The following is a 22,266-nucleotide window of genomic DNA, read 5'->3' on the forward strand; positions in this document are numbered from 1 at the left end:
GACTCCCGTGGAGCTAGCAGTGCTAGGAACACGATCGACGTTAGCAGAGCATTGGCAGCATGGCTAGCGATGCTAGAATCCGGGGCATGTCGATACAGGCGCGCCGGGAGCGCGAGCGGGCGGAACGGGAGCGGGCGATCGTCACGGCCGCGCGGGAGCTGGCCGAGGCCGAAGGATGGGACGCGGTGACGACGCGGCGGCTCGCGGCCGAGATCGAGTACAGCCAGCCCGTCCTCTACAGCCACTTCTCCGGCAAGGACGCGATCATGGCGGCGGTCGCGCTGGAGGGGTTCGCCGCCCTGACCGCCGAGCTGCGCGCGGCCCGTCCGGACGGCGTGGCGGCGGTCGCGGCGGCCTACGCCGACTTCGGCGAGCGGCGGCCCGCGCTGTACGACGCGATGTTCACGCTCGCCGTCGACCTGGAGTTCGCGAGCCCCGACTCCCCGGCACCGTTGAAGGAGGGGTTCGGCGAACTGCGCGAGACCATGCGCCCCTACGCGAGCGGCGACGACCTGGAGCTGCTCACCGAGACGTTCTGGAGCGGGCTGCACGGCCTGCTCATGCTGATGCGTCACGGCCGCCTGCGCCGCGCCGAGCACGAACGGCGGCTCGCGCTGCTGATCGGGCGGTTCTCGTCCCCGGTCAGAAGTCGATGACGGGCGCGGGCCAGCGGCGCAGCCGGTAGGGGAGCCGCACCGCCACGCCGTCGAGATCGACGGCGAGCCGCGCGTCCAGCAGGTCGCCCAGGTGGGCGCGGTCGTCGTCGCCGAGGTCCGCGACGGCGACCGGGTCGGCGAGGCGGTGGAAGAGCGCGAGCAGGCCCGGTTCGTGGATGACGAAGTGGGCGCCCGGCTGCTCGCGCAGATCCTGGACGGCCACGAACCCGTGGCCGCGCCGCCAGTAGCACTGGCCGTAGCGGTGCGCGGCGCGCCACTTGCCCGCGACCTCGTCGCCGAACGCCGGGGGCGTCAGGTGGAACAGCAGCCCGCACGGCAGGTCCGCGACCGGGCCGCCCCACTCCAGCGGCAGCTGGAACGACGTCACCCGGACGAGGAACGCGATCAGCCAGGGCGCGGGCGGCAGGGCCGGGACGTCCAGCGTCAGGCCGATGACCCCGGCGGCGGGCAGGGCGCCGAGCGCCTCGTCACCGGGCCATACCTCGTCGTCGAGTTCACCCGGCGCCGGGCGGACGCGCAGCCACGTCAGCGGCTCCTGTTTCCCGTGCGGGATCGTCGTGCCGGACGCCAGCTCGGCGAGCGACACCTCCAGCACGCGGACGTCGGCGCGGTCCCGCGCGGCGGCGACCCCGGCGGCGCTGGTCAGGTCGACCGGCGGCAGATCGCGGATCATCGTGCTCCACAGGTGGTCGTGTATCCGCCGGTCGTGTGCCGGCCGGTCATGTGCCCGCGCCGACCATGGCGGGGGTGGGGATGGCCGTGCCGCGGACCGCGGTCGCGTCGTGCCCGGTGGACAGCGTCACCGCGCGTCCCGACTCGCGGTAGACGAGCCCGAGCGCGGCGAGGTCGGCGATGAACGTCGAGGTCCAGGCGGCGTCGACCGGCCATCCATCGGCGGCGAGGTGCCGCGCGAGGCTCTCGGCCGAACGCCCGCGCCCGAGCGCGGTGTAGGCGGCGACCTCGGCCGGGTCGTCCAGGACGTGGTCGGCGGCGCGCCGCCCGGCCCGCCGGTCGTACAGGTGCAGCCGCCCGGCGACGGCCCGGTGGGTGAGCGCCGAGGTCGCGTACGCCTCGCGCCAGGCGTCGAACGCCGCCTTCAGCCCGGCCAGCGTGGCGCCGCCGACGCCCTGGTCGGGCGTCTCGAAGAGGTAGGCGACGTCGTTCAGGTCCGGCTCGCTCAGGTCGGGGAACACGCCCCGGTACCAGGATCGCGGACGGCGCTCGGCAAATCCCAGGCCAGGGTCGTCGAAGTACGGATTGAAACGTTCGAGTGCGATCCGGTGCGCGCCGAGCGGCGGCTGGAGATGGTAGAGGAGGGGGATCTGGTCGATCACCTCGCGATAGCACTCGTCGGTCTCCCCGGGGAAGCCGACGAGATAGTTCCAGAGCACGGTGAGGCTCTGCTCCTGGAGCTCCCGAAGCGTCGCGACGTTGTTCGTACCGGTGACGCCCTTGCGCATCAGCTTCAGCGGCAGCGAATGGAGGTTCTCGATTCCCGGCTGCACTTGGATGACCCCCGCGCCGCGCAACGCGCGGGCCTGCTCCGGCGTGATGTTCGACTTGATCTCATACATCACCCGCAGATCGAGATCGCTCTTCTCCAGGGCCGGGAAAACCGTTTCATAGTAGTTCTTGTCAACGATGTTGTCGGTGGTGAGCACATCGAGCACCTGATGCCTCTCGATGCCCGCGACAAGCTCATCGACGACCCGGTCGGGCGCCTTCGAACGAAACGGCAGAATGAGGTCGGAGAGCCCGCAGAAAGTGCAGTGGTGCCGCTCGCCCCACCAGCATCCGCGCGCCGACTCCATCATCAGCGCGGGCTGGATGTAGTCGGCGACCGGCGATTCCTCCAGCCGGTCGAAATAGGCGGTCTGGTCCATCGGAGGGAAGTCGGCGCCGCCGGGCAGCGCCGCGCCCTCGGGGTTCGCGCGGGACGTCCCGTCCGCGTCGCGCCAGCACAGCCCGGGAATCGCGGCCAGCCGCGCGGTGTCGTCGGCGTCGTCGGCGGCCAGGGCCGCCAGCAAGGAGCGCAGCGGCGCCTCGCCCTCCCGCCGCACCACGAAATCGATCTCTGAGAAGCAGCGGTGCAGCGCGGCGCCCATCGTGTCGTCGCAGTTGGAGCCGCCGAAGACGATCGTGATGCCCGGGTCGAGCGCGCGCAGCCGCCGCGCCACCGCGAGCGCCGGAATGGTCTGCGAGAACGTCGTGGTGAACCCCACGACCTCCGGCCGGCCCGCGACGATCTCCCGCGCGGCCGCGTCGGCGAACGCGGGGGCGAGCGCGAAGATCTGCTCGGCGACGTCCGGGTCGAAGCCGATCGCCTCGCAGGCGGCGGACGCCTCGTCCGGGAACTGTTCATGCCCGTAGAGCGCGCCCGTGAAAAGCCATTCACCTATTCCGCCGGTGAATCCCTCTTCGGCGACGTACATGTACGCCTCGGGCAGCAACCGTGCCCGCGCGGTGCCAGGCTCTGCCTTTTCGGCCTCGCCGAGCATCTGCTCGGCGAAGGAAATGCTGCCGTAGTACGTGGTGACCTCGTGGTCCGGCGCGAGGGCCGCCGCCAGGACGCCGGCCGCGCCGTTCGGCGCGGTCATGAGGTGCCAGGGCATGACCGCGAGGGTCACCCGCACGTGTCGACCTCCGGTGATGGATGGGAAACGAGCACCTGACGAAAACGCGGCGCGCACCCGGAAAGGGGCCCGGCCGCGCTCGGGAGCCGTCAGAACTCGTGCCGCTGGCTGGCCGTCTGCTGCTTACGGATTACCTTTCGCTTCATGCCGACCTCCCTTCTGGGCTGGAAGTTTCACGCACCTTTTCTACCCGCCGCGAGGAGGGCCATCGCACCGCAGTGGCCGATGTCGGCCAAGATCAGGCACTTTTCCGCCAAGCCGTGTGCGGACCGTGCTTACCTGGGTGCTGGAGGTGAAAATGACGGGGCCGGACCGGGGGACGGGAAGCAGCAACTCCTATCGCGCCCTGCTCGCCATTCCGGGCACCGCGCGGCTGTATTTCGGATATCTGCTCGCCCGGATGCCGGTCGGCGTCATCGGGCTCTCCCTGCTGCTGCTCGGCCAGGACACCGGCGGCACCGCCCGCTCCGGGCTGCTGGTCGGCGCGTTCTCCGCCGCGCTCATGATCGCGACGCCGCTGCTCGGCCGCGCGCTCGACACCTATCCCGCCGGTCGGGTGCTGTCGATGGCGGCGAGCGTCCAGTGCGCGGCCCTCTTCCTTCTCGCGCTCTGCTGGTCGGCGCCCCGACCGCCGACCGGCCTGCTCCTCGCGGGCGCCCTGCTCGCGGGCGCGTCGCTGCCCCCGGCCGGGCCGGCGCTGCGGGTCGCGCTCCCGGTCTTCGTCCCCGACGACCTGCTGACCACCGGGTTCACCGCCGAGGCCGTGATCCTGGAGACCGTCTACGTGATCGGCCCGCTGCTGGTCGGCGGGCTCGGCGCGGTCGCGGGCTGGCTGCCGCTCGCGGCGGCGGGCGGCTGCACCGCCGCCGGGGTCGCGGTGATGCTGTCGAGCGGACGGCTCGCCGGCCCCTGCGCCGGCGCCGACACCGCCCCCGCCCGCGCGCTGTGGACGCTGGGCCCGCTCGCCGACGGCGGCGTCCGGCGGCTGCTGCTCGGCGCGTTCCTCTTCCTCCCCGCCCTCGCGGTCGTCGAGGTCGCCGTCGCCGCCGTCGCGGGGGAGCGCGACCGTCCCGAACTGCTCGGCGTCGTGATGGCGTGCTCCGCCGTCGCGAGCCTGGCGGGCGGCCTGCTGTTCGGCATGCGCCGCTGGCCCGGTTCGCCGGCCTCCCACGTGGCGGTGCTCGCGGGCTGGTTCGCGGTGGCGTCCGTCCTCGGCGCGCTGGCCCCCGGGCCCTGGCCGGTCGGCGCGGCGGTCGCCCTGGGCAGCCTCGTCGTCGCCCCCGCGCTCGCGCTGCTGGGCCGGATCGGCGGTGTCGTCGCCCCCGAGGGCCGCGCCGCCGAAACCCATACCTGGCTGTCCACCATGAACAACTGCGGTCAGGCGGCGACGCTCCCGCTGGCCGGGTTCCTCGCCGAGCGGACGGGCCCCGAGGGCGCGTTCCTGCTGGCTGCGGGCCTGGCCGGCGCCGCGGCGCTGTTCCTGCTGAACAACCGCCGCCACCTCACGCCCACCGCCACGTCCCGCCCCAGACAACCCGTGGGAACCTGATCCCACGACGGGACGGGACGCGGCTCGGCTCCTAGATGAGCCCCCGTGCTAGATGAGCCCCTGGGCGAGCATCGCCTCGGCGACGCGCTCGAACCCGGCGATGTTGGCGCCGACGACGTAGTCGCCGGGCGCGCCGTACCGCTCGGCGGTCTCGAAGCACGTGTCGTGGATCGACGTCATGATCGCCGACAGCTCGGACTCGACCCGCTCGAACGTCCAGGAGTCGCGGCCCGCGTTCTGCCGCATCTCCAGCGCGCTCACCGCGACCCCGCCCGCGTTGGCGGCCTTGCCCGGCCCGAACGCGACGCCCGCGTCCTGGAACACGTGCACCGCGCCGGGCGTCGCCGGCATGTTCGCGCCCTCCGACACGGCCTTGACGCCGTTGCGGACGAGCACCGCCGCCGCGTTCTCGTCCAGCTCGTTCTGCGTCGCGGACGGGAGCGCGATGTCGGCGGGCACGTCCCAGACGCTGCCCCCCGCCACGTACCGCGCCGAGGCGCCGCGCTGCTCGGCGTAGTCGGACACCCGGCCCCGGTCGATCTCCTTGACCTTCTTGAGCAGGTCGAGGTCGATGCCCTTCTCGTCCACTACGTAGCCGCCGGAGTCGGAGACCGTGACGACGTTCGCGCCGAGCGCCTGCGCCTTCTCGATCGTGTAGATCGCCACGTTGCCCGAGCCGGACACGACGACCTGCTGGCCGTCGAGGTCCTCCCCGCGCCGCCGCAGCATCTCGGCGGTGAACATGACGTTGCCGTAGCCGGTGGCCTCCGTCCGGCCCGCGGACCCGCCCCACGGCAGCCCCTTGCCGGTCAGCACGCCCGCCTCCCAGCGGTTCGTGACCCGCCGGTACTGCCCGAACAGGTAGCCGATCTCGCGCCCGCCGACCCCGATGTCGCCCGCCGGGACGTCGGTGTGGTCGCCGATGTGCCGTTGCAGCTCGGTCATGAACGACTGGCAGAACCGCATGACCTCGGCGTCGGAGCGGCCGTGCGGGTCGAAGTCGCTGCCGCCCTTGCCGCCGCCGATGCCGAGCCCGGTCAGCGCGTTCTTGAAGATCTGCTCGAAGCCGAGGAACTTCACCACGCCGAGGTTCACGGTCGGGTGGAACCGCAGCCCGCCCTTGTACGGCCCGAGCGCGCTGTTGAACTCGACCCGGAACCCGCGGTTCACGTGGATCTCGCCCGCGTCGTCCTGCCACGGGACGCGGAAGACGATCTGCCGCTCCGGCTCGATGACCCGCTCCACCATCTTCGCCGCCGCGAGCCCGGGACGCGCGGCCAGCACGGGCGGGAGTGACTCCAGCACCTCGTGGACGGCCTGGTGGAACTCAGGCTCGCCCGGGTCGCGGCGCAGGACCCGCTCGTAGGACTCCTCCAGCAGGGCCAGGGTCTCCGGCGCCGCCGGGAGGCGGGGGGACAAGGGCATGGGTGATTCCTTTCGCAGAACAACGACCTTTGTACCTGCCCGGGAGAACCATCCTCGCACCCTGCGATCATCCGCGCGGGCCGAACGCCGCCCCGCCCGCCCTTGACCGCATGATCTGACAACCCGCTCACCCCGCGGCCCAGCGCGCCCTACTCTGTCGGGATGATCCCCAATGCGGTTGAGTCCTCCGCAATCGCCCGACTTGGCTGGTTGGACGCGCTGCGGGGATGGGCGGCGCTCACGGTCGCGCTCCATCACGCGAGCTATGTCTACGTTCCGGACGTGCAGAAGTGGATGGCGGAACACTTCGACCCCGGCCGCTACGGAGTCCTGGTGTTCTTCCTGGTCAGCGGCTATATCGTACCGGCGTCCCTGGAGCGGCGCGGCAGTGTCCGCGGGTTCTGGATCGGACGGTTCTTCCGCATCTACCCCATGCTCGCGCTGTGCTGCCTGGCGGCGGTGCTCCCCTTCCTCTTCGGCGTCCTCGGGCTGCGCGCGGGACTGGAGCGCTACGACCCGGTGACGGCCGTCCTGGCGCATCTGACCATGTTGCAGGATCTGCTCGCCGTCCCCAATGCCATCAACGTCCTGTGGACGCTCACCTACGAGATGGCCTTCTACCTCCTGATCGTCGCGCTGTTCGTCGTCGGGGGGCACCGCCGCTCCGCGCCGGTCGCCTCCGGTTTCGCCCTGGCCGCGCTGCTGGTGGGCGGCCTCATCCCGTCCACGCTCCTGTCCCGCACCGCGGGCGTCGGCCCGCTGGTCATCGCGATCACGCTCGGGCTCGTCATCGCGATCTCCGCCGCCGTGTCGGACCGTCCCGGGCTGCGCGTCTTCGGCGGCGTCCTCGGCGGCCTGCTCGCCCTCGCGCTGGTCGCCGCCAACAGCCGCGTCTACGCCTGGGAGGGCCTGACCTACCCCGCGATCATGTTCACCGGGACGGCGTTCTACCGCGCCGAGCACCGCCAGATCGGCCGCCGCGCCGCCGCCCTCGCGATCGCCGTCGTCCTCACCGGCGTGATCGCCGCCGGGACTGTCCACGCGGGGACGGCCGCCCAGGCCCGGCAGAACCAGCTGACCTGGACGCTTCCGATCGTGCTGGCCTTCGTGACCTTCTTCGGCGCGTGGCTGCTCCGCCGCCGCGGCTTCCCTCGCTGGGCCCTCACGCTCGGTGCCGCCAGCTACTCGGTCTACCTCCTGCACCCGATCCTGCTGATGGTCGACACCCAGTTCATCGGCGCCACCGGCCATCAGAACGAACTGGGCCTGGCCGCCTTCGTCGCCGTCCTCGTCACCGCGAGCTGGGCCTGCCACCGCTGGATCGAACTCCCGGCCCAACGCCTGGGCCGCCACCTGACCCGCCGCCTCCTCCGCCCGGCCGCCCCTCCGCCGACCACGCCCCCTACGGACTCGGCCTCCCACGCCCTGACTCCCTGACGCGCTCCCAGAAATCGGCTGCGCGTTTAGGTGCCGAGGCGGGCGATTATTTCCACGCCAATAATCGGGTCGTCGATAAAAGCCATGACGGAGATCAACGGACTTGTTATGGTCTGGCCCGGGGACAACGGAACCGTTGTATCCGCAGGCCGGTCATCGCGTCCTGGAGGGTCGATGCGCCACCTCGGCGTGCAGATCGTCCACGCCGCCGTGCTCGCGGCGTCGGTGCTGCTCGCGTTCCTCGTGATGCAGGATCTCGACACCGAACCGCCGCCGGGAGCGGCGGGGACGATCTCGATTCAGGACGCTCGCAAAGGCGCGGACGGAACGCGCGCCGTCCGATTAGTGGACGCGTACGCGCGCGACCATCACGTGTCGGTCGTGCGAGAGGTCTGGGACCTCCGTCAACCCGACCGGCTCCGGCGCTTCTACATCGCCACGGGCGACCCCGGCTCGGCCCCCGCGTCCTGGCTGGAGCGAGGGTTTCCGTCCTTCGGCCACCGCGTCCGCACCGAGACCCTTCCCTTTGCGCAGGCCGCGTCCGTCGATCCGAAGGGCGAGTACCAGGTCTACGGCCCCGAGCGCGCGATCGTGGAACTGCGCGCCGCGCTCGCCGACTCCGGCTTCGACGGAGAAATCGTCCGGCCCACCGGCCCCAAAAAGTACCTTCAGCGGTACGCCCATGAATCGCTGGGCGCGGCCTATCTCGCCGCGGCGCTCAGTGTGGTGCTGACCGTGGGGGCGAGCGTGCTGCTGGGCGCGAAGGACTACGGCGTCCTGCTCCTGCAAGGCATGTCATTCCTGGAAATCCTGTGGCGGGATCTCCGGAGACTCCTGCCCTTCTGGCTGGTCACCGCCGTGACGATCGCGGTCGCGGCGACGGCCTGTCTCGACCACTACAACGGGCTTATCCGCTTCGGGCTGTTCGCGCTGGTCGCGGGCGCCCTCGCGGGAACCCTGGTCGCGCTTTCCCTGGTCACCCGGGCCGGGGCGCTCGCGCTGGTGTTCCACGGCGGCGTGCTCCGGGCGCTGAAGGGGCAGGTGACGCCGCGCCCCGCGCTGGCGGGCGTGTACCTGGTGCGGATCGGCGCCGTGCTGCTCGTTCTGTCCGTCGGGGCCACCGCGGTCGCGTCCGCGCGCGAGTACGCCGACCGGCGCGCGAGCCGGGAGCGGTTCGCCGCGCTCGGCCAGGCGACCTCCATCGTGCTTTCGCGCGAAAGGACGGAGGAGCCCCTTGCGAGGTCCCACCGCGTCGGCTCCTGGCTGCGCAGGGCCGACGCGCGCGGCCGGGTCGTCGCGGTCCACCGGTGGCGGCTCCGGGAGTTCGGCGGTGTGCCGCTTCCCGACGGGGAGGTGCTGGCCGTCAACGACACCTTCCTCGCCGAACAGCCGATCCTGGACGAGGCGGGCCGCCGCTACGGCCCCGATCCCCGGCATCGGGTGCGCGTCATCGTCCCGGAGCGCCTGCGCGACCACGCGAACACCGTGTACGCGAACGTGCCCGGCGTCATTCACCCGGAGCAGCGCGGTAAGCCGGTGGATGAGGCCGGGGTCGACCAGCTGTGGGCGAAGGACGGCCAGAAGGTCTTCACGTTCGGCGCGCGCAGCAAGCAGCTGGGGAGGACCCTCGTCCGAGACCCCGTGGTCGTCGTCGTCCCCAACGGGTCGCCGCTCATCTCCGACGACGAATTCGCGGCACGCGCCAACCAGAACGGAATCGTCTTCAAGAACCCGTCGGACGTGGTCGCCGCTCTCGGCCGCGACATCCTCAAGGCCGACATCGCGGGCATGCGCCCGGTCGCCCAGGGTGCCGCCGACGACTACACGGCGGCGGTACGCGACCTGCGGATCGAGGCGCTGAGCCTGGTCGCGGCGCTGGTCGCGCTGTTCCTCACCGGGATCGGCGTGTGCGTGGTCCATACCGGCAGGAACGCCCAGGCCGTCTTCGCCAAGCACATCAGCGGCTGGTCGTTCTGGATGATCCACCGCGGCCTCTTCGTCCTGGACGGCCTCGTCGCCACCGGGTTGCTCCTCAAGAGCGTCCGGACCATGTCGGACCGGGCCGAAGCGATCAAGTGGTTCACCGACAGGGACACCCCTCCGCCGCCCCACCTGCCCTCCGCCCATTGGTGGGATCTCACCCCCAGCCTCGGCGTGGCCGTGCTGTCGACGGCCCTACTGGTCGCCGCGCTCGCCCACGCCCACCGACGCGTCGTCGCCGGCCACGCCGCCGACGCCTGAGCCCACCGGAGGCCCGCCATGCTCGCCGTCAGGCGCCTGTCCAAGTCCTTCGGCCGCCGGACGCTCTGGTCGGACCTCGACTTCACCGTCGAGGCGGGCGAGATGCTCGCCGTGACCGGCCCCAGCGGATCGGGCAAGTCGACGCTGCTCAACTGCATCGGCCTGCTGGAGACGCCGTCCGGCGGCCGCATCCTCTACGACCGCACCGACCTGACCCGGCTCGGGCCCCGCGCCGCGCGGCTCTTCCGCCGGGACGTCCTCGGCTACCTGTTCCAGGACTACGCGCTGATCGAGAACGCCACCGTCGCCGACAACCTGGAGGTCGCGGCCAGGGGGCACCGTGGCCGCCACCGCGCCGCGTTGGAGCGGGTCGACCTCTCCCGGCGGGGAGAGGACAAGATCGGTCAGCTCAGCGGCGGCGAGCGGCAGCGCGTCGCGCTGGCCCGCCTGCTGGTCAAGCGGCCGTCCTTGATCCTCGCGGACGAGCCCACCGGTGCCCTCGACGGCGCCAACGCCGCGCTGGTCCTCGACACGCTGCGGCGGATGTGCGACACCGGCTGCACCGTGATCATCGCGACGCACCGCCCGGACGTCCAGGACAGATGCGACACCGTCTTCGCCATCACCCATGGGGAGAGCGCCACCTCAGGCGGGGCGCAGCCGGCGGATCGGGGTCGCCAGCGCCGAGACGGCGACCAGCGTGCAGGCGGTTCCGGCGGCCAGGCAGGCGGCCATGACGCCGTAGCGGGCGGCCGCGCCGGTGAGGAGGGCGACGCCCAGCGGGCCGAGGGTGTTGTGGATCGTCCAGAAGGAGGCGGTGACGCGGCCGAGGAGGTGGTCGGGGGTGACCTCCTGGCGGAAGGACATCGAGCAGATTCCCGCGATTCCGGTGGCGAACAGCTGGACGACCGCGAGGGCGCCGACCAGGAGGACGCCGGGCGCCATTCCCAGAAAGGCGATCGCGGTGCCGCACAGGGCCCAGGAGCCGATCCAGCAGGCGGCGAAGCCGAGGCGGCGGCGAGCGGACGCGACGACCATCGCGGCCAGGAGTGAGCCCAGGGTCGCGGCGGCCAGGACGTAGCCGACGGTCCGGTCGGAATGCCCGAGGTCGTGCTTGAGGTAGTAGATGATGAGGTCGGTCAGCCCGTAGGTGATGAAGATGAGCAGCGCCAGCAGGGCCGTCAGCGTGCGCAGTACGGGGTGGCGCCAGAGGAATTCGGCTCCCGCGAGAAAGTCTCTCCAAGGAGCGTCGTTCGACGGCACGGGGGCCGTCGGCCGGAATTTGACCAGTGCCAGCCCGGCGGCCGAGAGTGCGAAACTGCCCGCGTCGACCGCTATCGCCGTCGCCGGTCCTACCAGGGCGGACACGATTCCGGCGAGCAGCGGCCCGCCGACACCGGCGACGGAGTACGCCGAATAGAGGTGGCCGTTCGCCTCGATTATCTGGTGGTCATCGACCAGGCCGGGCACCACCGTGACGTAGGTGACCTGGAACTGCATCGCGAAGGCCCCGGCGAGGGGTACGACCGCGTAGAGCAGCCATACCTGCGGCGAGAAGAGCCAGACCAGCGGGATCAGCCCGTAGAGAAGGCAGCGGGCGAGATCGCAGGTGATCAGGAGCGCGCGCCGGTTCACGCGGTCGGCCAGGTATCCGGCGAACAGGCCGGTCAGAATGGACGACGCGCCGACCAGTGCGGTGACCGCGCCCATCTGGACGAGCGACCCCGTCGTCCGCAGCACCAGCAGCGGAATCGCCACGAACGAGAAGGCGTCGCCGACCGCGGAAAGCGTTTGCGCGGTGAGGAAGATTCGGAAGTCCCTGTTTCTCCACAGCCCCCTGGCCACGATTCGGCTCCCTCGTGATGATCAAGCCGCCCACGGTAAGTGGAGCAAGATCGTGCCGCGTTGTCGAGGGGGTTCTGGCCGGGAGCGGACGCGGCCCCCTGATAAGCGTGATCATCGCGCTACGGTGCGTGCCAGGCGCCCCGGTGGCGGGTCGCGGGAGCGGGCAGGGGGTTCGCGATGGCGTTGGTGGTCACGTTCGCCGGTAAGGCGCCGTTAGGTGTGCCGGGTGTGGATTCGTCCCTCCAGGTGTGGTCGTACACGGTGGCGGGGAGCCCGCCGGACCTGATCCCGGGGCAGCGGATCGCGATCGCGCTCCCCGCGGACGTGGACGTTCGCGACCCCGCGTCCTACCCGACCGTGCCCGCGCTGCGCGGCATGTTCCTGGAGCGCTCCGCCGCGATCAGCAGGCAGTACGCCGGGCGGACGATCGCCCCCGGCGGCGGCCAGCAGACGATCGCGTTCGTCGCGCCGCCCGGCCAGGCCGACCGGGAGCTGTTCGTGGTGACCGCGCAGGGCGGGCGGCCGTGGGCGGTCCAGCCGTTCGCGACGGCCGCCGGGGGGACGCCCGACAACGTCCAGACGATGGCCTCGCCGGCGCGCGCGTCCGGCACGGGGAGCGGCAGGCCGGTCGGGGAGTTCGCCGGGACGCTGCCCTACGCGAGCGAGGTCTTCGGCGTGTACCAGCCGCTGGCCGGGTGGTTCGGCAACGACGCCTCGCTGCGGGTCGCGACCGCGCTCGGCCTCGAACCGCGGATGGAGAGGGCGGCCTTCGCCGGGGACGCCGCGCGCGACCTCACCCATCCGGCGCTCGCGGAGCTGGCCGCGCAGGACCCGCCCACGGACGGCATCCTGTCGCCGGTCGGGCTGGTCAACCTGTTCCGGCAGTACTTCTTCGAGTTCGACACGTTCCTCGGCCCGCCCGCCGGGCACCTGTGGCTCAGCCCGGGCGGGACGGTCGAGGTCGTGGAGACCAGCACCCGCCGCACGCTGGTCGAGCGGACGGCCGAGCAGTCCGAGGAGTCGACCCGCCGGTCCGAGGAGAGCCTGACCTCGCAGGATGATGTGGCCGACGCGGTCAAGGAGGAGAACGCCAACGACACCAAGCTCGGCGCGAGCGTCAGCGCGGGCGGGAAGTTCGCCGGGATCTACCACGCCGACGCGAGCGCGAGCTTCAGCACCGAGAACACCACCAAGCGGTCGTCGGAGGAGACGCACAAGCACACCCGGACGCAGAGCTCCAAGGTCAGCAGCGAGATCAAGCGGAACTTCCGGACGACGTTCAAGACCGTCACCGAGACGACCGACACCACGAGCCGCCGCTATGTCGTCCAGAACACGACGAGCAAGCTGCTCAACTACGAGCTGCGCCGCAAGATGCGCAAGGTCGGGGTGCAGGTCCAGCACATCGGCACGCAGCTGAGCTGGCAGGTGTTCCTCGGCGCGGGCACCGCGAGGCCCCCGGCGCCGGGCGTGCCGCCCCGGGCCGTCGTCGCGCCCGGACGGCTGCTCGGCCTTGGCGAGCTGGTGCACGTCGTCCCGGCCCCGGACCTCACGTCGCTGCGCGAGCCGGTGAAGCCGCCCAGGTTGGAGCGCAAGGAGGTGAACTACACCTGCGTGTTCAACATTCAGATGTTCCCGATCGCCAACAACAACCCGCCGCACAACGACGCCTTCTGGAGCCGCATCGACGAGAACACCGGACGGATGGGACGCGGCGAGGAGGACGAGTACATCGTCGGCAACCTCCAGGTCAAGCCGAGCCCGCCCGCGCCCGGCTACACCCTCGACCCGAACACGGCGCTGATCAGGTTCATCTCGTGCAAGTCCGCGAACGGCTCCGACACGGCGTTCGACGCGCACTACAGCATCGACGGCACCGACCCCGCCGCGATCACGATCAAATGCGACCATGTCAGCTTCGGCGGCACCGGCGCGGTCACGCTCGTCCACTCGCTGACCTGGAACCCGCCCAACGTCGATCCCGCGCAGCGGGAGTACGACGCGGCGAAGAAGCTCTACGACGAGCAGGTCGCCGAGTTGCAGCGCAAGGCGTACGGGGAAGCCGTGCGCACCCGGCTCGGCCTCGTCAGCGGGATCCGGCCGCGGCCCGCCGCCGAGCTGCGCGAGGAGGAGCGGCAGGCGGTGTTCGCGAGCCTCATCAAGCAGCTCCGGCTGATCCCGTCCGACCCGCATCTGGAGTCGGAGATCATCCGGCAGATCTTCGACGTCGACCAGATGCTGTACTTCGTCGCGCCCGACTTCTGGCGGCCCGACTACGTGTCCGACCCGGCCGGGCCCGACACCTCCGGCCGCTACCCGGTGCCCCAGCCGGTCTGGACGACCACCGCCGCCGATCCGCTGGCCGGGGAGACCGTGCTGAGCTGGTACTCCCACACCGGTTTCGACAAGACGCCGCCGTCGGCGCCCCCGCCGCCCGCCCCCGGCGAGCCGCCCACGCCGCCGCCCACGCCCACGCAGCAGAAGGAGTGGCGGGTCAACTACCTGATCACCGAGGGCACCCAGCCCGCGCCGATGGGCAGCTCGCTCGGCTGGCTGATCCAGGCCGACGGCGACGAGCGCCGCAACGAGTTCCTGAACGCGGCGTGGGTGAAGGCGGTGCTGCCGGTCCGGCCGCGGCACGAACTGGAGGCGCTCGCCTGGCTCGCGAAGGCGAACGTCGAGGGGGAGGCGGGGCTCGGCCGCCCCTACCCGTGGCAGACCGGCGACCCGGAGGAGTACCGGGGCAAGAAGGTCGGCGAGGTCCTCACGCTGCTCGCCAAGGAACTGGAGGCCAAGAACCGCGATCTGACGGTGACACTGGCGACGGAAAAGGTCTTCGAGACGGGCTTCGACCCGCTCGACGGCGGTTTCCGTCCCGCGCTGCCGTACCAGGTCTTCGACCAGTGGATCGAGGTGCTGCCCACCGACCAGGTCGTCGCGGTCGAGGTCGAGTACGACCCGAAGACCGGCCAGCAGCTGTGAGGCTGCGGGTGGCGTGGGCCGACAAGGCGCACTTCCTCCTCGACCGCCGCGCGCCCGCCGGAAAGCCAGACGGGGCGGTTTCGCTGGACGTTTTCAGCGACCTCCCGGCGGGCGTTCCCTGGCACACCCCGGGCAGCGGCCTGCCGTCGCTCGCGGTCGAGTTGGGCGACACGGCGGTGACGTTCGACGTTCCCGCCGATACTCCGCTGCGGCTGGAATTCACCATCGACACGGTCGTCAACGGCAAGCAGTGCCGGTCGCTGGAAGTCGTGCAGTTGTTGCGCGTCTCGCCTAATGGGGCCGTCGCGTTCGTCGAGCATGCGCTGACCCGGTTCCATGTGGATCTGCGCCCGTCCGGCGGGCCGGGGACGGTACCGGGGCGCAAGCCGTTCGTGCACGCCGGCGGGACGTCGCTGTTCACCGGCCGCCACCCGCTGCTGACCACCGACGGACGCGGGCAGCCGCGCGTCCGCGCCGACTTCCTCGACGTCACCGCGCTCTGGTGGGACCTGCATTTCCAGGACACCACCGTGCCGCCCGGGAAAGGCGTTTCCAGCTGGGACTTCTGTCCCTGGTACCTCGATCCCGCCTGCGCCGGACGCCCGGACGGCCTGCGCGTTCTGGCCAGCACCTGGGGCGCGCCGCTGGTGTGGTTCGCCGTCGTCCCGCCGTCGGCGGGAAAGGAGCTGCCGCCGCAGACGAGGCTGGGCGGCGCGGTTCTGTTCCGTCCGGTGGCCAGCGCCTATGACTATTCGTCCACCGACAAGTCCGGGCTCAGCGACAAGACCCACGCCAAGCGCGGAATGGAGCAGCTCGCGCATTACCTGTTGCGCGGACGCAACCGGCAGCAGGCCGCGAGCATCGTCCACTACAGCCCGCGTTCACCCGAGCTGTACGACTTCGCCTCGGCCTTCCACAAACCCGGGGAACCGTTTCCGAGACCCAGCGACCGGCTTCCCTCGCTCCCGATCGGCGTGGAGGACAACCTCGCGCGGTCGGCGGCCAGGCTGCTGACCGAGGCAAAGGAACAGCGCGTGCTGTTCCTGCCATGGCCCACCGCGCGCGGGCTCGACCCGGCGTACGCCGCCGCGCTCGCGCCCGGTCTGTCCGCGCGCGTCGAGCAGGCGCTGCACCTGCTCGCGGCGCGCGGCGCGGTCGGCGGCCGGAACCAGGCGATGGCCGGACGCGGCGGCATCGCGCCCATGTCGCTCGGCGGCGCGTCGCTCGGCGGCGCGTCGCCCGCGTTCGCCCTCGACCCGCTGCTGTGGATCGCCGGGTACAGCCTGGGCGGCGCGGCCGCGAGCAAGGCGGTCGCGGCCAACCCCGCCGACGTGGCCCGGATGGTCTCCCTCGACGACGGACGGCTCGCCGGGCACGAGAAGGGGCTGGTCAACGCGGCGCGCCAGGCCGCCCGGGCGGGACGCCGGATGCGGGCGATGATCGTGCACTCGCCCTACACCGGCGGCCCGCCGCAGGCGACGATGGCCGCGCTGCGCGCCGCCGGTGCCGAGGTGACGATGCTGCCGCGCGGTGACTATGCCGATTTCTGGGCAGCGCCGCCGTTCAGCAGACCGTCCTGGCGCCAGTACGTGCTCGCCGAGTGGGACCAGGAACCCGACGTCGTCCGCAAGGACGTCCGCGAGCAGGCCGCGAAGGAGGACAACCGCTACGCGGCCTGGCAGCACGAGGTCGCCGCCTACGGCGGGGACGTGTTCGCGGTGGAGCCGCAGAACCCGGGCAGTCGCGCGTTCCTGGAGGAATGCCTCGGCCCCTGACCTCCCTACTGAACGGGCACGGGGTAGTCGGGGAGGACGTAGGAGTCGTTCGCGCCGCGCACCGCCGCGCCCGACGGGATGCTCGACGGGTCGCGCAAGGTCTGGTCGCGGCGCGCCAACTCCTCCTCGGTCGCGGGGTTGAGGAACGGGCGGGAGACGTCGGCGACCTTCTGGTTCGTCTCCACGAACGTCCGGAGCCCGCTCTCGTACGCCTCGAACGCCTCGACATGGGAAGCCCGCGTGGCCAGCTCGTGCGCGAGGACGTACGCGCCGATCAGTGCGATGCCGGTGCCCTGCCCGGAGAGGAACGAGGGCGCGTAGGCGGCGTCGCCGACCAGCGCGACGCGTCCGCTGGACCAGCGCGGCATGTGGATCTGGCCGACGGAGTCGTAGAACAGGTCGTCGGCCGCGTGCATGGCCTCGATCAGCCCCGGGACGCGCCAGCCGTGACCGGCGAACGTGTCGGCGACGAGGCGCCGCTGCGCGTCCGGCTCCCGATGGGCGACGGGCGAGGGCGAGCTGAAGCCGAGGATCACGAACACGCGGTCGCCGTCGCCGGGCGCGTAGAGCCCGGCCATCCGGCCCGGCGTGTTCCAGACCACGCTCTCGTGGGCGAGGCCGAGTTCGTTGGACGAGCTGAAACCGGCGAACGACCAGCCGAGATGCCGGTGGAACCGCTCCTCGGGCCCGAACGCCAGCCGCCGCGTGTGGGAGTGGATGCCGTCGGCGCCGATGACGACGTCGAACGTGCGCCGCGTCCCGCCGGTGAACGTCACGTTGACGCCGCCGTCGTGGTCGTCCAGGGCGGCGATGGAGTCGCCGAAGATCAGCTCGACGCCGTCGGGGATCGCGTCGTGCAGGATGGCGGCCAGCGCGCCCCGGGGGATCTCAAGGTCGCGGCCGCGCACGTCGCCGACGACGTCGCTCATGTCGACGGTGGCGATCGTCCGTCCGTCCGCGTCCAGGAAGGTGCCCTGGCGGGCGTCGACCTGGACGGCCTCCAGCCGTTCGAGCAGCCCCATCCGCCGGACGACGTCCAGCGCGGGCCCCCGGATGTCGACGGGGTAGCCGCCGTCGCGGATCGTCGGGGCCTTCTCCACGACCGTGACGGCCCAGCCGTGGCGGGCGAGCCAGTGGGCGATCACGGGTCCGGCGATGCTGGCCCCGGACACGAGGGCCCTGCGGCGTGCGGTCGAGTTCATCGGGGGTGCCTCCTCGTACTAGATACCTACCTTAGGTATCTTTATGCGGTCGGGGCTACCATATACCTAACTTAGGTATGTATGGGAGTGACGATGGACACCCGGGACCCCGAGGCGGGAGGCGACGGCGCCGGACATGACCTCTACCTGCGCGAACTCATCCCGCGCCTGGCCCAGCTCAGCAACGCGCTCAACCGCGGACGGCTGACCGAGCGCGCGATCGAGGCCGCGGGGATCGCGGTGGACCGTCCGGCGATGACGGCGCTGCTCGTCCTGCATGTGGCGGACGCGCCGCTGCGCATCGGGGAGATCGCCGCGCGTATGCAGGTCGTCGGGCCGCACGTCACGCGGCAGGTGAACGAGCTGGAGCGGCGCGGGCTCGTCCGCCGCGTCACCGACCCCGACGACCAGCGCGCCCGCCTGGTCGAGCCGACCGCGCAGGGCCAGGAGCTGACCGACCGCTACCTGCGCGCCGTCTTCGGCTGGTTCGGGGAGGCGCTCGCGGGCTGGCCGGAGGAGGACCGCCGCGCCTTCGAACGCCTCCTCGGACGGTTCGTCGACGACCTCACCGTCCACCTGGCGACGCTCGACGACGACGCGACCTGACCGACGCCGCCTGACGCTACTTGCCGTGCGGGTCGGCCGCGTTGAGCGCGGCGACCACGTGGTCGTAGTCGCCGCGCGCCTCGCCGTAGCGCAGGAACTTCACCCGCTCGACCTGGATCTCCTTCGCGTCGGGACGCGTCCGCAGCAGCGTCATGACCTCCGCCACGAACTCCTCCAGCGGCATCGCGAAGTCGCTGGTCTCCTGGCCGGGCAGCAGCCCGGTCCGGACGGACGGCGGCACCAGCTCGACCACCTTCACGGAGGTGCCCGCGAGTTGCAGCCGCAGCGACTCGCTCAGCATGTGGATCGCGGCCTTGGACGCGTTGTAGCTGGGCGTCGCCCGGAGCGGCGCGAACGCCAGGCCCGAGGAGACGGTGACGATCGTCGCGTCCGGACGCGTCTGAAGATGCTCGACGAACGCGCCGATGAGCCTGATCGGGCCGAGCACGTTGGTGGTCACGACGGCCTCGGCGTCGGCGAGGAACCCCGCGGGGGAGCGCCAGTCCTCGACGCGCATGATCCCCGCCATCGCGACCAGGACGTTCAGGTCCGGGTGCCGCGCGAGCACGTGCTTCGCGGCGGCCTCGACGCTCGCCGCGTCCGCCGTGTCGATCTGGACGGTGTCGATGCCGGGATGGTCGGCGGCGATCCGCTCCAGCGCGGCGGCGCGGCGTCCGCCGACGATGACGGTGTTGCCCGCCGCGTGCAGTTCGAGGGCGAGCGCGAGGCCGATCCCGCTGGTGGAGCCGGGGACGAAGACGGTGTTTCCGGAGATGTCCATGGGGCGAGTCTCGCCACGGGCCGGTGGTGGAGGCAGAGAGCGCTCATCGGGGGATTCGCGCTCCCTGGTTCAGCCGGGAGGCCCGCGGATAATGGATCGCATGGACCGAGCAGCGATGGCCGACTTCCTGCGGCGGCGCCGGGAGGCGCTGCGTCCCGAGGACGTCGGGTTCAACCCGGGCCCGCGCCGCCGCACCCAGGGACTGCGGCGCGAGGAGGTCGCGTCCCTCGCCGTGATGTCGACCGACTACTACACGCGGCTCGAACAGCGGCGCGGCCCGCAACCGAGCGAGCAGATGCTCGCCTCGCTGGCCCGCGCGCTGCGGCTGACCGGCGACGAGCGCGACTACCTGTTCCGGGTGGCGGGGCACAGCGCGCCCGACGCGGTGACGGCCGCGACGCACGTCGCGCCCGGGCTGCTGCGGGTGATGGACCGCCTCGACGACACCCCGGCGCTCATCCTGTCGAACCTCGGGGAGGCGCTCGTCCAGAACCGGCTGGCCGACGCGCTGTTCGGCGACCGGCCGTCGCGCAAGGGCCTCGCCCGCAGCTCGACCTACCTCTGGTTCACCGACCCCGCGTCGCGGCGGGTCTACCCCGAGCGCGACCACGACCGGCACAGCCGCTCGCAGGTCGCGAACCTGCGGGTCGCCTACGGGTCGATGGGGGCGCGGTCGCGGGCGGGTGATCTCGTCCGCGCGTTGCAGAAGGAGAGCGCGGAGTTCTCCGACCTGTGGGAGCGGCACGAGGTCGCCAAGCGGTTCGAGGCGCGCAAGACGCTCGTCCACCCCGAACTGGGGGAGATCGAGCTGGACTGCCAGTCGCTGTTCACCGAGGACCAGTCGCAGATCCTGCTCGTGCTCACCGCCCCGCCGCGCAGCGAGGGCCACGAGAAGCTGCGGCTGCTCTCGGTGCTGGGCCGGAACCGTTTCGCGGACGGCCCCGCCGCCCCCCAGGAAACGCACTAGCCGTTTTTGCGCGTCAGCCGTTCTTGCGTGCGATTCCCACCAGCGGCTGGACGGTGGGCGGTTCCGCCACGGGGGCGACCTCGGGACGCCATTCCAGGCACGGGACGAGCCCGGGTTCCACCAGCTCCAGCCCCGAGAAGAACCGGCGGACCTGGTCGGCCGACCGCAGTTTGTAGGGGACGGAGCCGCCCTCGTCATAGTCGTGCTGCGCCCTGGAGAACTCGGTGGAGATGTTGTTGGAACCGTCCGCGATGGCGAGGTGGCTTCCGGGGGCGAGGCCGTCCATCAGCCGCGCGACAATCGATGCGGCCTCGTCGTCGTTCCAGATATGGCCGAGGACGCCCATCAGCGTCAGCCCCAAGGGCCGCGTCAGGTCGAGGGTGCGTTCGGCGCCCTCCAGGATCGCGTCCGGGCTGTGCATGTCGGCCTCGACGTAGTCGGTGGCCCCCTCCGGCGTGCCGGTGAGCAGGATGTGCGCGTGCAGCAGCACGAGCGGGTCGTTGTCGACGTAGACGACGCGGGCGCCCGGCACCAGCCGCTGGGCCACCTCGTGGGTGTTGTCGACGCTGGGCAGTCCGGTGCCGACGTCGAGGAACTGGTCGAGCTCCGCGTCGTCCGCCATGAAGGCGATCGCGCGTTTAAGGAAGTAACGGGTGAGACGCGCGATATCGATGATGCCGGGGAAAGTCTGGACGTACTGGTCCCCCGCCGCGCGGTCGACGGGGAAATTGTCCTTGCCGCCGAGCCAGTAGTTCCATATCCGCGCCGAGTGCGGGACGGAGGTGTCGATACCGGCGGCGTGCTCCTCCGCCGCCTTGCTGAAGAACTCTTCTTCGCTGTCCACGTTTCCTCCCCGGGTCACCGTCCATAGTGAGTTTTCCCGGGGACGCGGGCAACTCCCGCCCCGAGTGTTCAGATGTCGTTCTCGATACCGCGCAGCAGCGCCTTGGACGGTTCGGGCCGCAGCGCCGCGAGGCCCAGTTTGTTGACCGCCTTCTGGTAGTAGGCGCGGTCCTCCTCGTCCGAGGGATACAGCGCGCCGTCGTCCTCCTCGAGGAAGACGAGGTCGCCGAGCTTGAGGGAGGCGAAGCGCAGGATGGTGATCGGCCCGTCGGCCGCGTCGTGCGCGGGGTGGGAGGCGGGCAGGATCTGCACGCTGACATGCGGCCCGAGCCGGAGCAGGTGCCGGATCTGCCCCCGTATCGTCGCCGGTCGGACCGGCGCGTCCCGCAGCGCGCCCTCGTTGATGATCGCCCACATGTGCGGCCGCCCGTCGCCGCGCTCCAGGTGCCGCTGCCGCCGCATCCGCAGCTCGACGCGCCGGTCGAGCCGCTCCTCGGGCTCGTGCCCGTGGGTGAGCGCGATGATCTCGGCCGCGTACCGGCGCGTCTGGAGCAAGCCGGGCACGTAGAGCGGCTCGTAGCAGGTGATCCGGTCGGACAGGAACTCGTGGTTCAGATAGCCCTCGAACCAGCGCGGGACGATATCGGCGTAGGGCTGCCACCAGGTCGGCGGGTCGCCGGGGAGGCAGCCCCGGGTGAGCGCCGGAACTACCGGGACCGGCGCCGCGGCCAGGCGGTACTCGTTCATGGCCGCCTCGTGGCGGGCCTTCCATTCGGCCAGCGTCCCGATCATCTCGGCGGGGATGCCCCGGTCGACCGCCGCGGCTTGGAACACGCGCACGAGCAGGGAGACCTTGTCCCAGGACGGGATGCGCTCGCGCCTGCCCTGGAGTATCGCCCACGCGGACGTGCGGCTCAGATGGGTCCTGCGCCTGGCGGCGCCGGCGTCGGCCGCCCCGATCTCCTCCAGCTTCTTCGCCAGCTCGTCGTAACTGCCTATGGCGGCCCTGTGGTAAGCCGCGTCCAGCTTGCGGGAAAACGCTTCGACGACGCGCTTTCGCTCATCCGGCATTGGCGCCTCTTTCTGACGATCTCGACGACCGGGGCGTGGCGCTACAGTACAGCGTGATCGCATAGAGCGGGCAACTGTGGATAAATCGACACAAAGTGCTGTGGCGGGTGGCTTCGTCCGGAGTTACCCGAATGTGGCTCGGTTTATGACTATTAAGTCATGATCCAATTTGGCCTCGCGGCCCGTATCGCGTTCTTCTTTGTCCGAGGTTGCTCCAGACGCCCCCATACGC

16 protein-coding genes and 1 pseudogene are annotated in these 22,266 nt (G+C 71.4%); 9 read left to right on the forward strand and 8 right to left on the reverse strand.

The window, feature by feature from the left end; all coding sequences use genetic code 11:
* Nucleotides 1-86 precede the first annotated feature (86 nt).
* Nucleotides 87-656, forward strand: a complete 570-nt coding sequence (locus K2F47_RS10705; protein ID WP_242902717.1) for a TetR/AcrR family transcriptional regulator — start codon at nt 87-89, stop codon at nt 654-656.
* Here the strand turns inward: K2F47_RS10705 and K2F47_RS10710 are convergent.
* Both K2F47_RS10710 and K2F47_RS10715 read right to left on the reverse strand, forming a co-directional pair.
* Entirely contained in the window at nt 643-1,350 is a 708-nt protein-coding gene (locus K2F47_RS10710; protein WP_242902718.1) for a DUF5825 family protein, read from the reverse strand. The two genes, K2F47_RS10705 and K2F47_RS10710, sit on opposite strands and share 14 nt — an antisense overlap.
* 46 nt (nt 1,351-1,396) lie before the next feature.
* Nucleotides 1,397-3,367, reverse strand: coding sequence for a RiPP maturation radical SAM C-methyltransferase (locus K2F47_RS10715; RefSeq protein ID WP_308198393.1), 1,971 nt, complete (start codon nt 3,365-3,367; stop codon nt 1,397-1,399).
* A 241-nt stretch (nt 3,368-3,608) separates the two neighbouring features.
* On the opposite strand from K2F47_RS10715, the gene K2F47_RS10720 reads away from it, so the two are divergent.
* Nucleotides 3,609-4,859, forward strand: a complete 1,251-nt coding sequence (locus K2F47_RS10720) for an MFS transporter (protein WP_242902720.1) — start codon at nt 3,609-3,611, stop codon at nt 4,857-4,859.
* Between the two features lie 48 nt (nt 4,860-4,907).
* On the opposite strand, the gene gdhA is transcribed toward K2F47_RS10720, so the two are convergent.
* On the reverse strand, nt 4,908-6,284 hold the full coding sequence (gene gdhA / locus K2F47_RS10725; RefSeq protein ID WP_242902721.1) for an NADP-specific glutamate dehydrogenase: 1,377 nt from the start codon (nt 6,282-6,284) through the stop codon (nt 4,908-4,910).
* A 210-nt stretch (nt 6,285-6,494) separates the two neighbouring features.
* On the opposite strand from gdhA, the gene K2F47_RS10730 reads away from it, so the two are divergent.
* The 3 genes and pseudogenes from K2F47_RS10730 to K2F47_RS10740 form a co-directional block, all read left to right on the forward strand.
* Nucleotides 6,495-7,721: an acyltransferase family protein gene (locus K2F47_RS10730; RefSeq protein ID WP_242902722.1), complete on the forward strand. Its 1,227-nt coding sequence runs from the start codon at nt 6,495-6,497 to the stop codon at nt 7,719-7,721.
* Nucleotides 7,722-7,895: 174 nt separating this feature from the next.
* Nucleotides 7,896-9,962, forward strand: coding sequence for a bacteriocin-associated integral membrane family protein (locus K2F47_RS10735; RefSeq protein ID WP_242902723.1), 2,067 nt, complete (start codon nt 7,896-7,898; stop codon nt 9,960-9,962).
* An 18-nt stretch (nt 9,963-9,980) separates the two neighbouring features.
* Nucleotides 9,981-10,589: pseudogene (locus tag K2F47_RS10740) on the forward strand (ABC transporter ATP-binding protein); the annotation flags it as partial.
* 18 nt (nt 10,590-10,607) lie between these two features.
* On the opposite strand, the gene K2F47_RS10745 reads toward K2F47_RS10740, so the two are convergent.
* The gene (locus tag K2F47_RS10745; protein ID WP_242902724.1) at nt 10,608-11,807 is read right to left on the reverse strand and encodes an MFS transporter; all 1,200 of its coding nucleotides are present in this window, start codon (nt 11,805-11,807) and stop codon (nt 10,608-10,610) included.
* Nucleotides 11,808-12,035: 228 nt separating this feature from the next.
* Here K2F47_RS10745 and K2F47_RS10750 point away from each other — a divergent pair, with 228 nt between their 5' ends.
* Complete coding sequence (locus K2F47_RS10750) at nt 12,036-14,789, forward strand: hypothetical protein (protein ID WP_242902725.1); 2,754 nt, start codon at nt 12,036-12,038, stop codon at nt 14,787-14,789.
* The gene (locus tag K2F47_RS10755) at nt 14,786-16,564 is read left to right on the forward strand and encodes a hypothetical protein (RefSeq protein ID WP_242902726.1); all 1,779 of its coding nucleotides are present in this window, start codon (nt 14,786-14,788) and stop codon (nt 16,562-16,564) included. Before K2F47_RS10750 ends, K2F47_RS10755 begins: the two co-directional genes overlap by 4 nt.
* Before the next feature lie 5 nt (nt 16,565-16,569).
* On the opposite strand, the gene K2F47_RS10760 is transcribed toward K2F47_RS10755, so the two are convergent.
* The gene (locus tag K2F47_RS10760) at nt 16,570-17,766 is read right to left on the reverse strand and encodes an FAD-dependent monooxygenase (RefSeq protein ID WP_242902727.1); all 1,197 of its coding nucleotides are present in this window, start codon (nt 17,764-17,766) and stop codon (nt 16,570-16,572) included.
* 93 nt (nt 17,767-17,859) lie between these two features.
* Between K2F47_RS10760 and K2F47_RS10765 the strand changes: the two genes are divergently transcribed.
* Complete coding sequence (locus tag K2F47_RS10765) at nt 17,860-18,372, forward strand: MarR family winged helix-turn-helix transcriptional regulator (RefSeq protein WP_242902728.1); 513 nt, start codon at nt 17,860-17,862, stop codon at nt 18,370-18,372.
* Between the two features lie 16 nt (nt 18,373-18,388).
* Here K2F47_RS10765 and K2F47_RS10770 read toward each other — a convergent pair whose 3' ends face one another.
* Nucleotides 18,389-19,153, reverse strand: a complete 765-nt coding sequence (locus K2F47_RS10770; protein ID WP_242902729.1) for an SDR family oxidoreductase — start codon at nt 19,151-19,153, stop codon at nt 18,389-18,391.
* A gap of 100 nt (nt 19,154-19,253) precedes the next feature.
* Here K2F47_RS10770 and K2F47_RS10775 point away from each other — a divergent pair, with 100 nt between their 5' ends.
* Entirely contained in the window at nt 19,254-20,120 is an 867-nt protein-coding gene (locus tag K2F47_RS10775; RefSeq protein WP_242902730.1) for a helix-turn-helix transcriptional regulator, read from the forward strand.
* A gap of 13 nt (nt 20,121-20,133) precedes the next feature.
* Here K2F47_RS10775 and K2F47_RS10780 read toward each other — a convergent pair whose 3' ends face one another.
* Both K2F47_RS10780 and K2F47_RS10785 read right to left on the reverse strand, forming a co-directional pair.
* A complete protein-coding gene (locus K2F47_RS10780; protein ID WP_242902731.1) occupies nt 20,134-20,964 on the reverse strand; it encodes an SAM-dependent methyltransferase in 831 nt (276 codons plus the stop codon).
* Nucleotides 20,965-21,032: 68 nt separating this feature from the next.
* Nucleotides 21,033-22,034, reverse strand: coding sequence for a DUF5753 domain-containing protein (locus tag K2F47_RS10785; protein WP_242902732.1), 1,002 nt, complete (start codon nt 22,032-22,034; stop codon nt 21,033-21,035).
* Nucleotides 22,035-22,266: the final 232 nt, after the last annotated feature.

The organism is Actinomadura terrae (genome assembly GCF_022751215.1).
GTDB lineage: Bacteria > Actinomycetota > Actinomycetes > Streptosporangiales > Streptosporangiaceae > Spirillospora > Spirillospora terrae.

What these genes read in the sequence shown, in the direction of transcription:
- K2F47_RS10705 (WP_242902717.1), top strand. Translation starts at nt 87, where the DNA reads ATGTCGATACAGGCGCGCCGGGAGCGCGAGCGGGCGGAACGGGAGCGG.
- K2F47_RS10710 (WP_242902718.1), bottom strand. Translation starts at nt 1,350, where the DNA reads ATGATCCGCGATCTGCCGCCGGTCGACCTGACCAGCGCCGCCGGGGTC.
- K2F47_RS10720 (WP_242902720.1), top strand. Translation starts at nt 3,609, where the DNA reads ATGACGGGGCCGGACCGGGGGACGGGAAGCAGCAACTCCTATCGCGCC.
- gdhA (WP_242902721.1), bottom strand. Translation starts at nt 6,284, where the DNA reads ATGCCCTTGTCCCCCCGCCTCCCGGCGGCGCCGGAGACCCTGGCCCTG.
- K2F47_RS10735 (WP_242902723.1), top strand. Translation starts at nt 7,896, where the DNA reads ATGCGCCACCTCGGCGTGCAGATCGTCCACGCCGCCGTGCTCGCGGCG.
- K2F47_RS10760 (WP_242902727.1), bottom strand. Translation starts at nt 17,766, where the DNA reads ATGAACTCGACCGCACGCCGCAGGGCCCTCGTGTCCGGGGCCAGCATC.
- K2F47_RS10765 (WP_242902728.1), top strand. Translation starts at nt 17,860, where the DNA reads ATGGACACCCGGGACCCCGAGGCGGGAGGCGACGGCGCCGGACATGAC.
- K2F47_RS10770 (WP_242902729.1), bottom strand. Translation starts at nt 19,153, where the DNA reads ATGGACATCTCCGGAAACACCGTCTTCGTCCCCGGCTCCACCAGCGGG.
- K2F47_RS10775 (WP_242902730.1), top strand. Translation starts at nt 19,254, where the DNA reads ATGGACCGAGCAGCGATGGCCGACTTCCTGCGGCGGCGCCGGGAGGCG.
- K2F47_RS10785 (WP_242902732.1), bottom strand. Translation starts at nt 22,034, where the DNA reads ATGCCGGATGAGCGAAAGCGCGTCGTCGAAGCGTTTTCCCGCAAGCTG.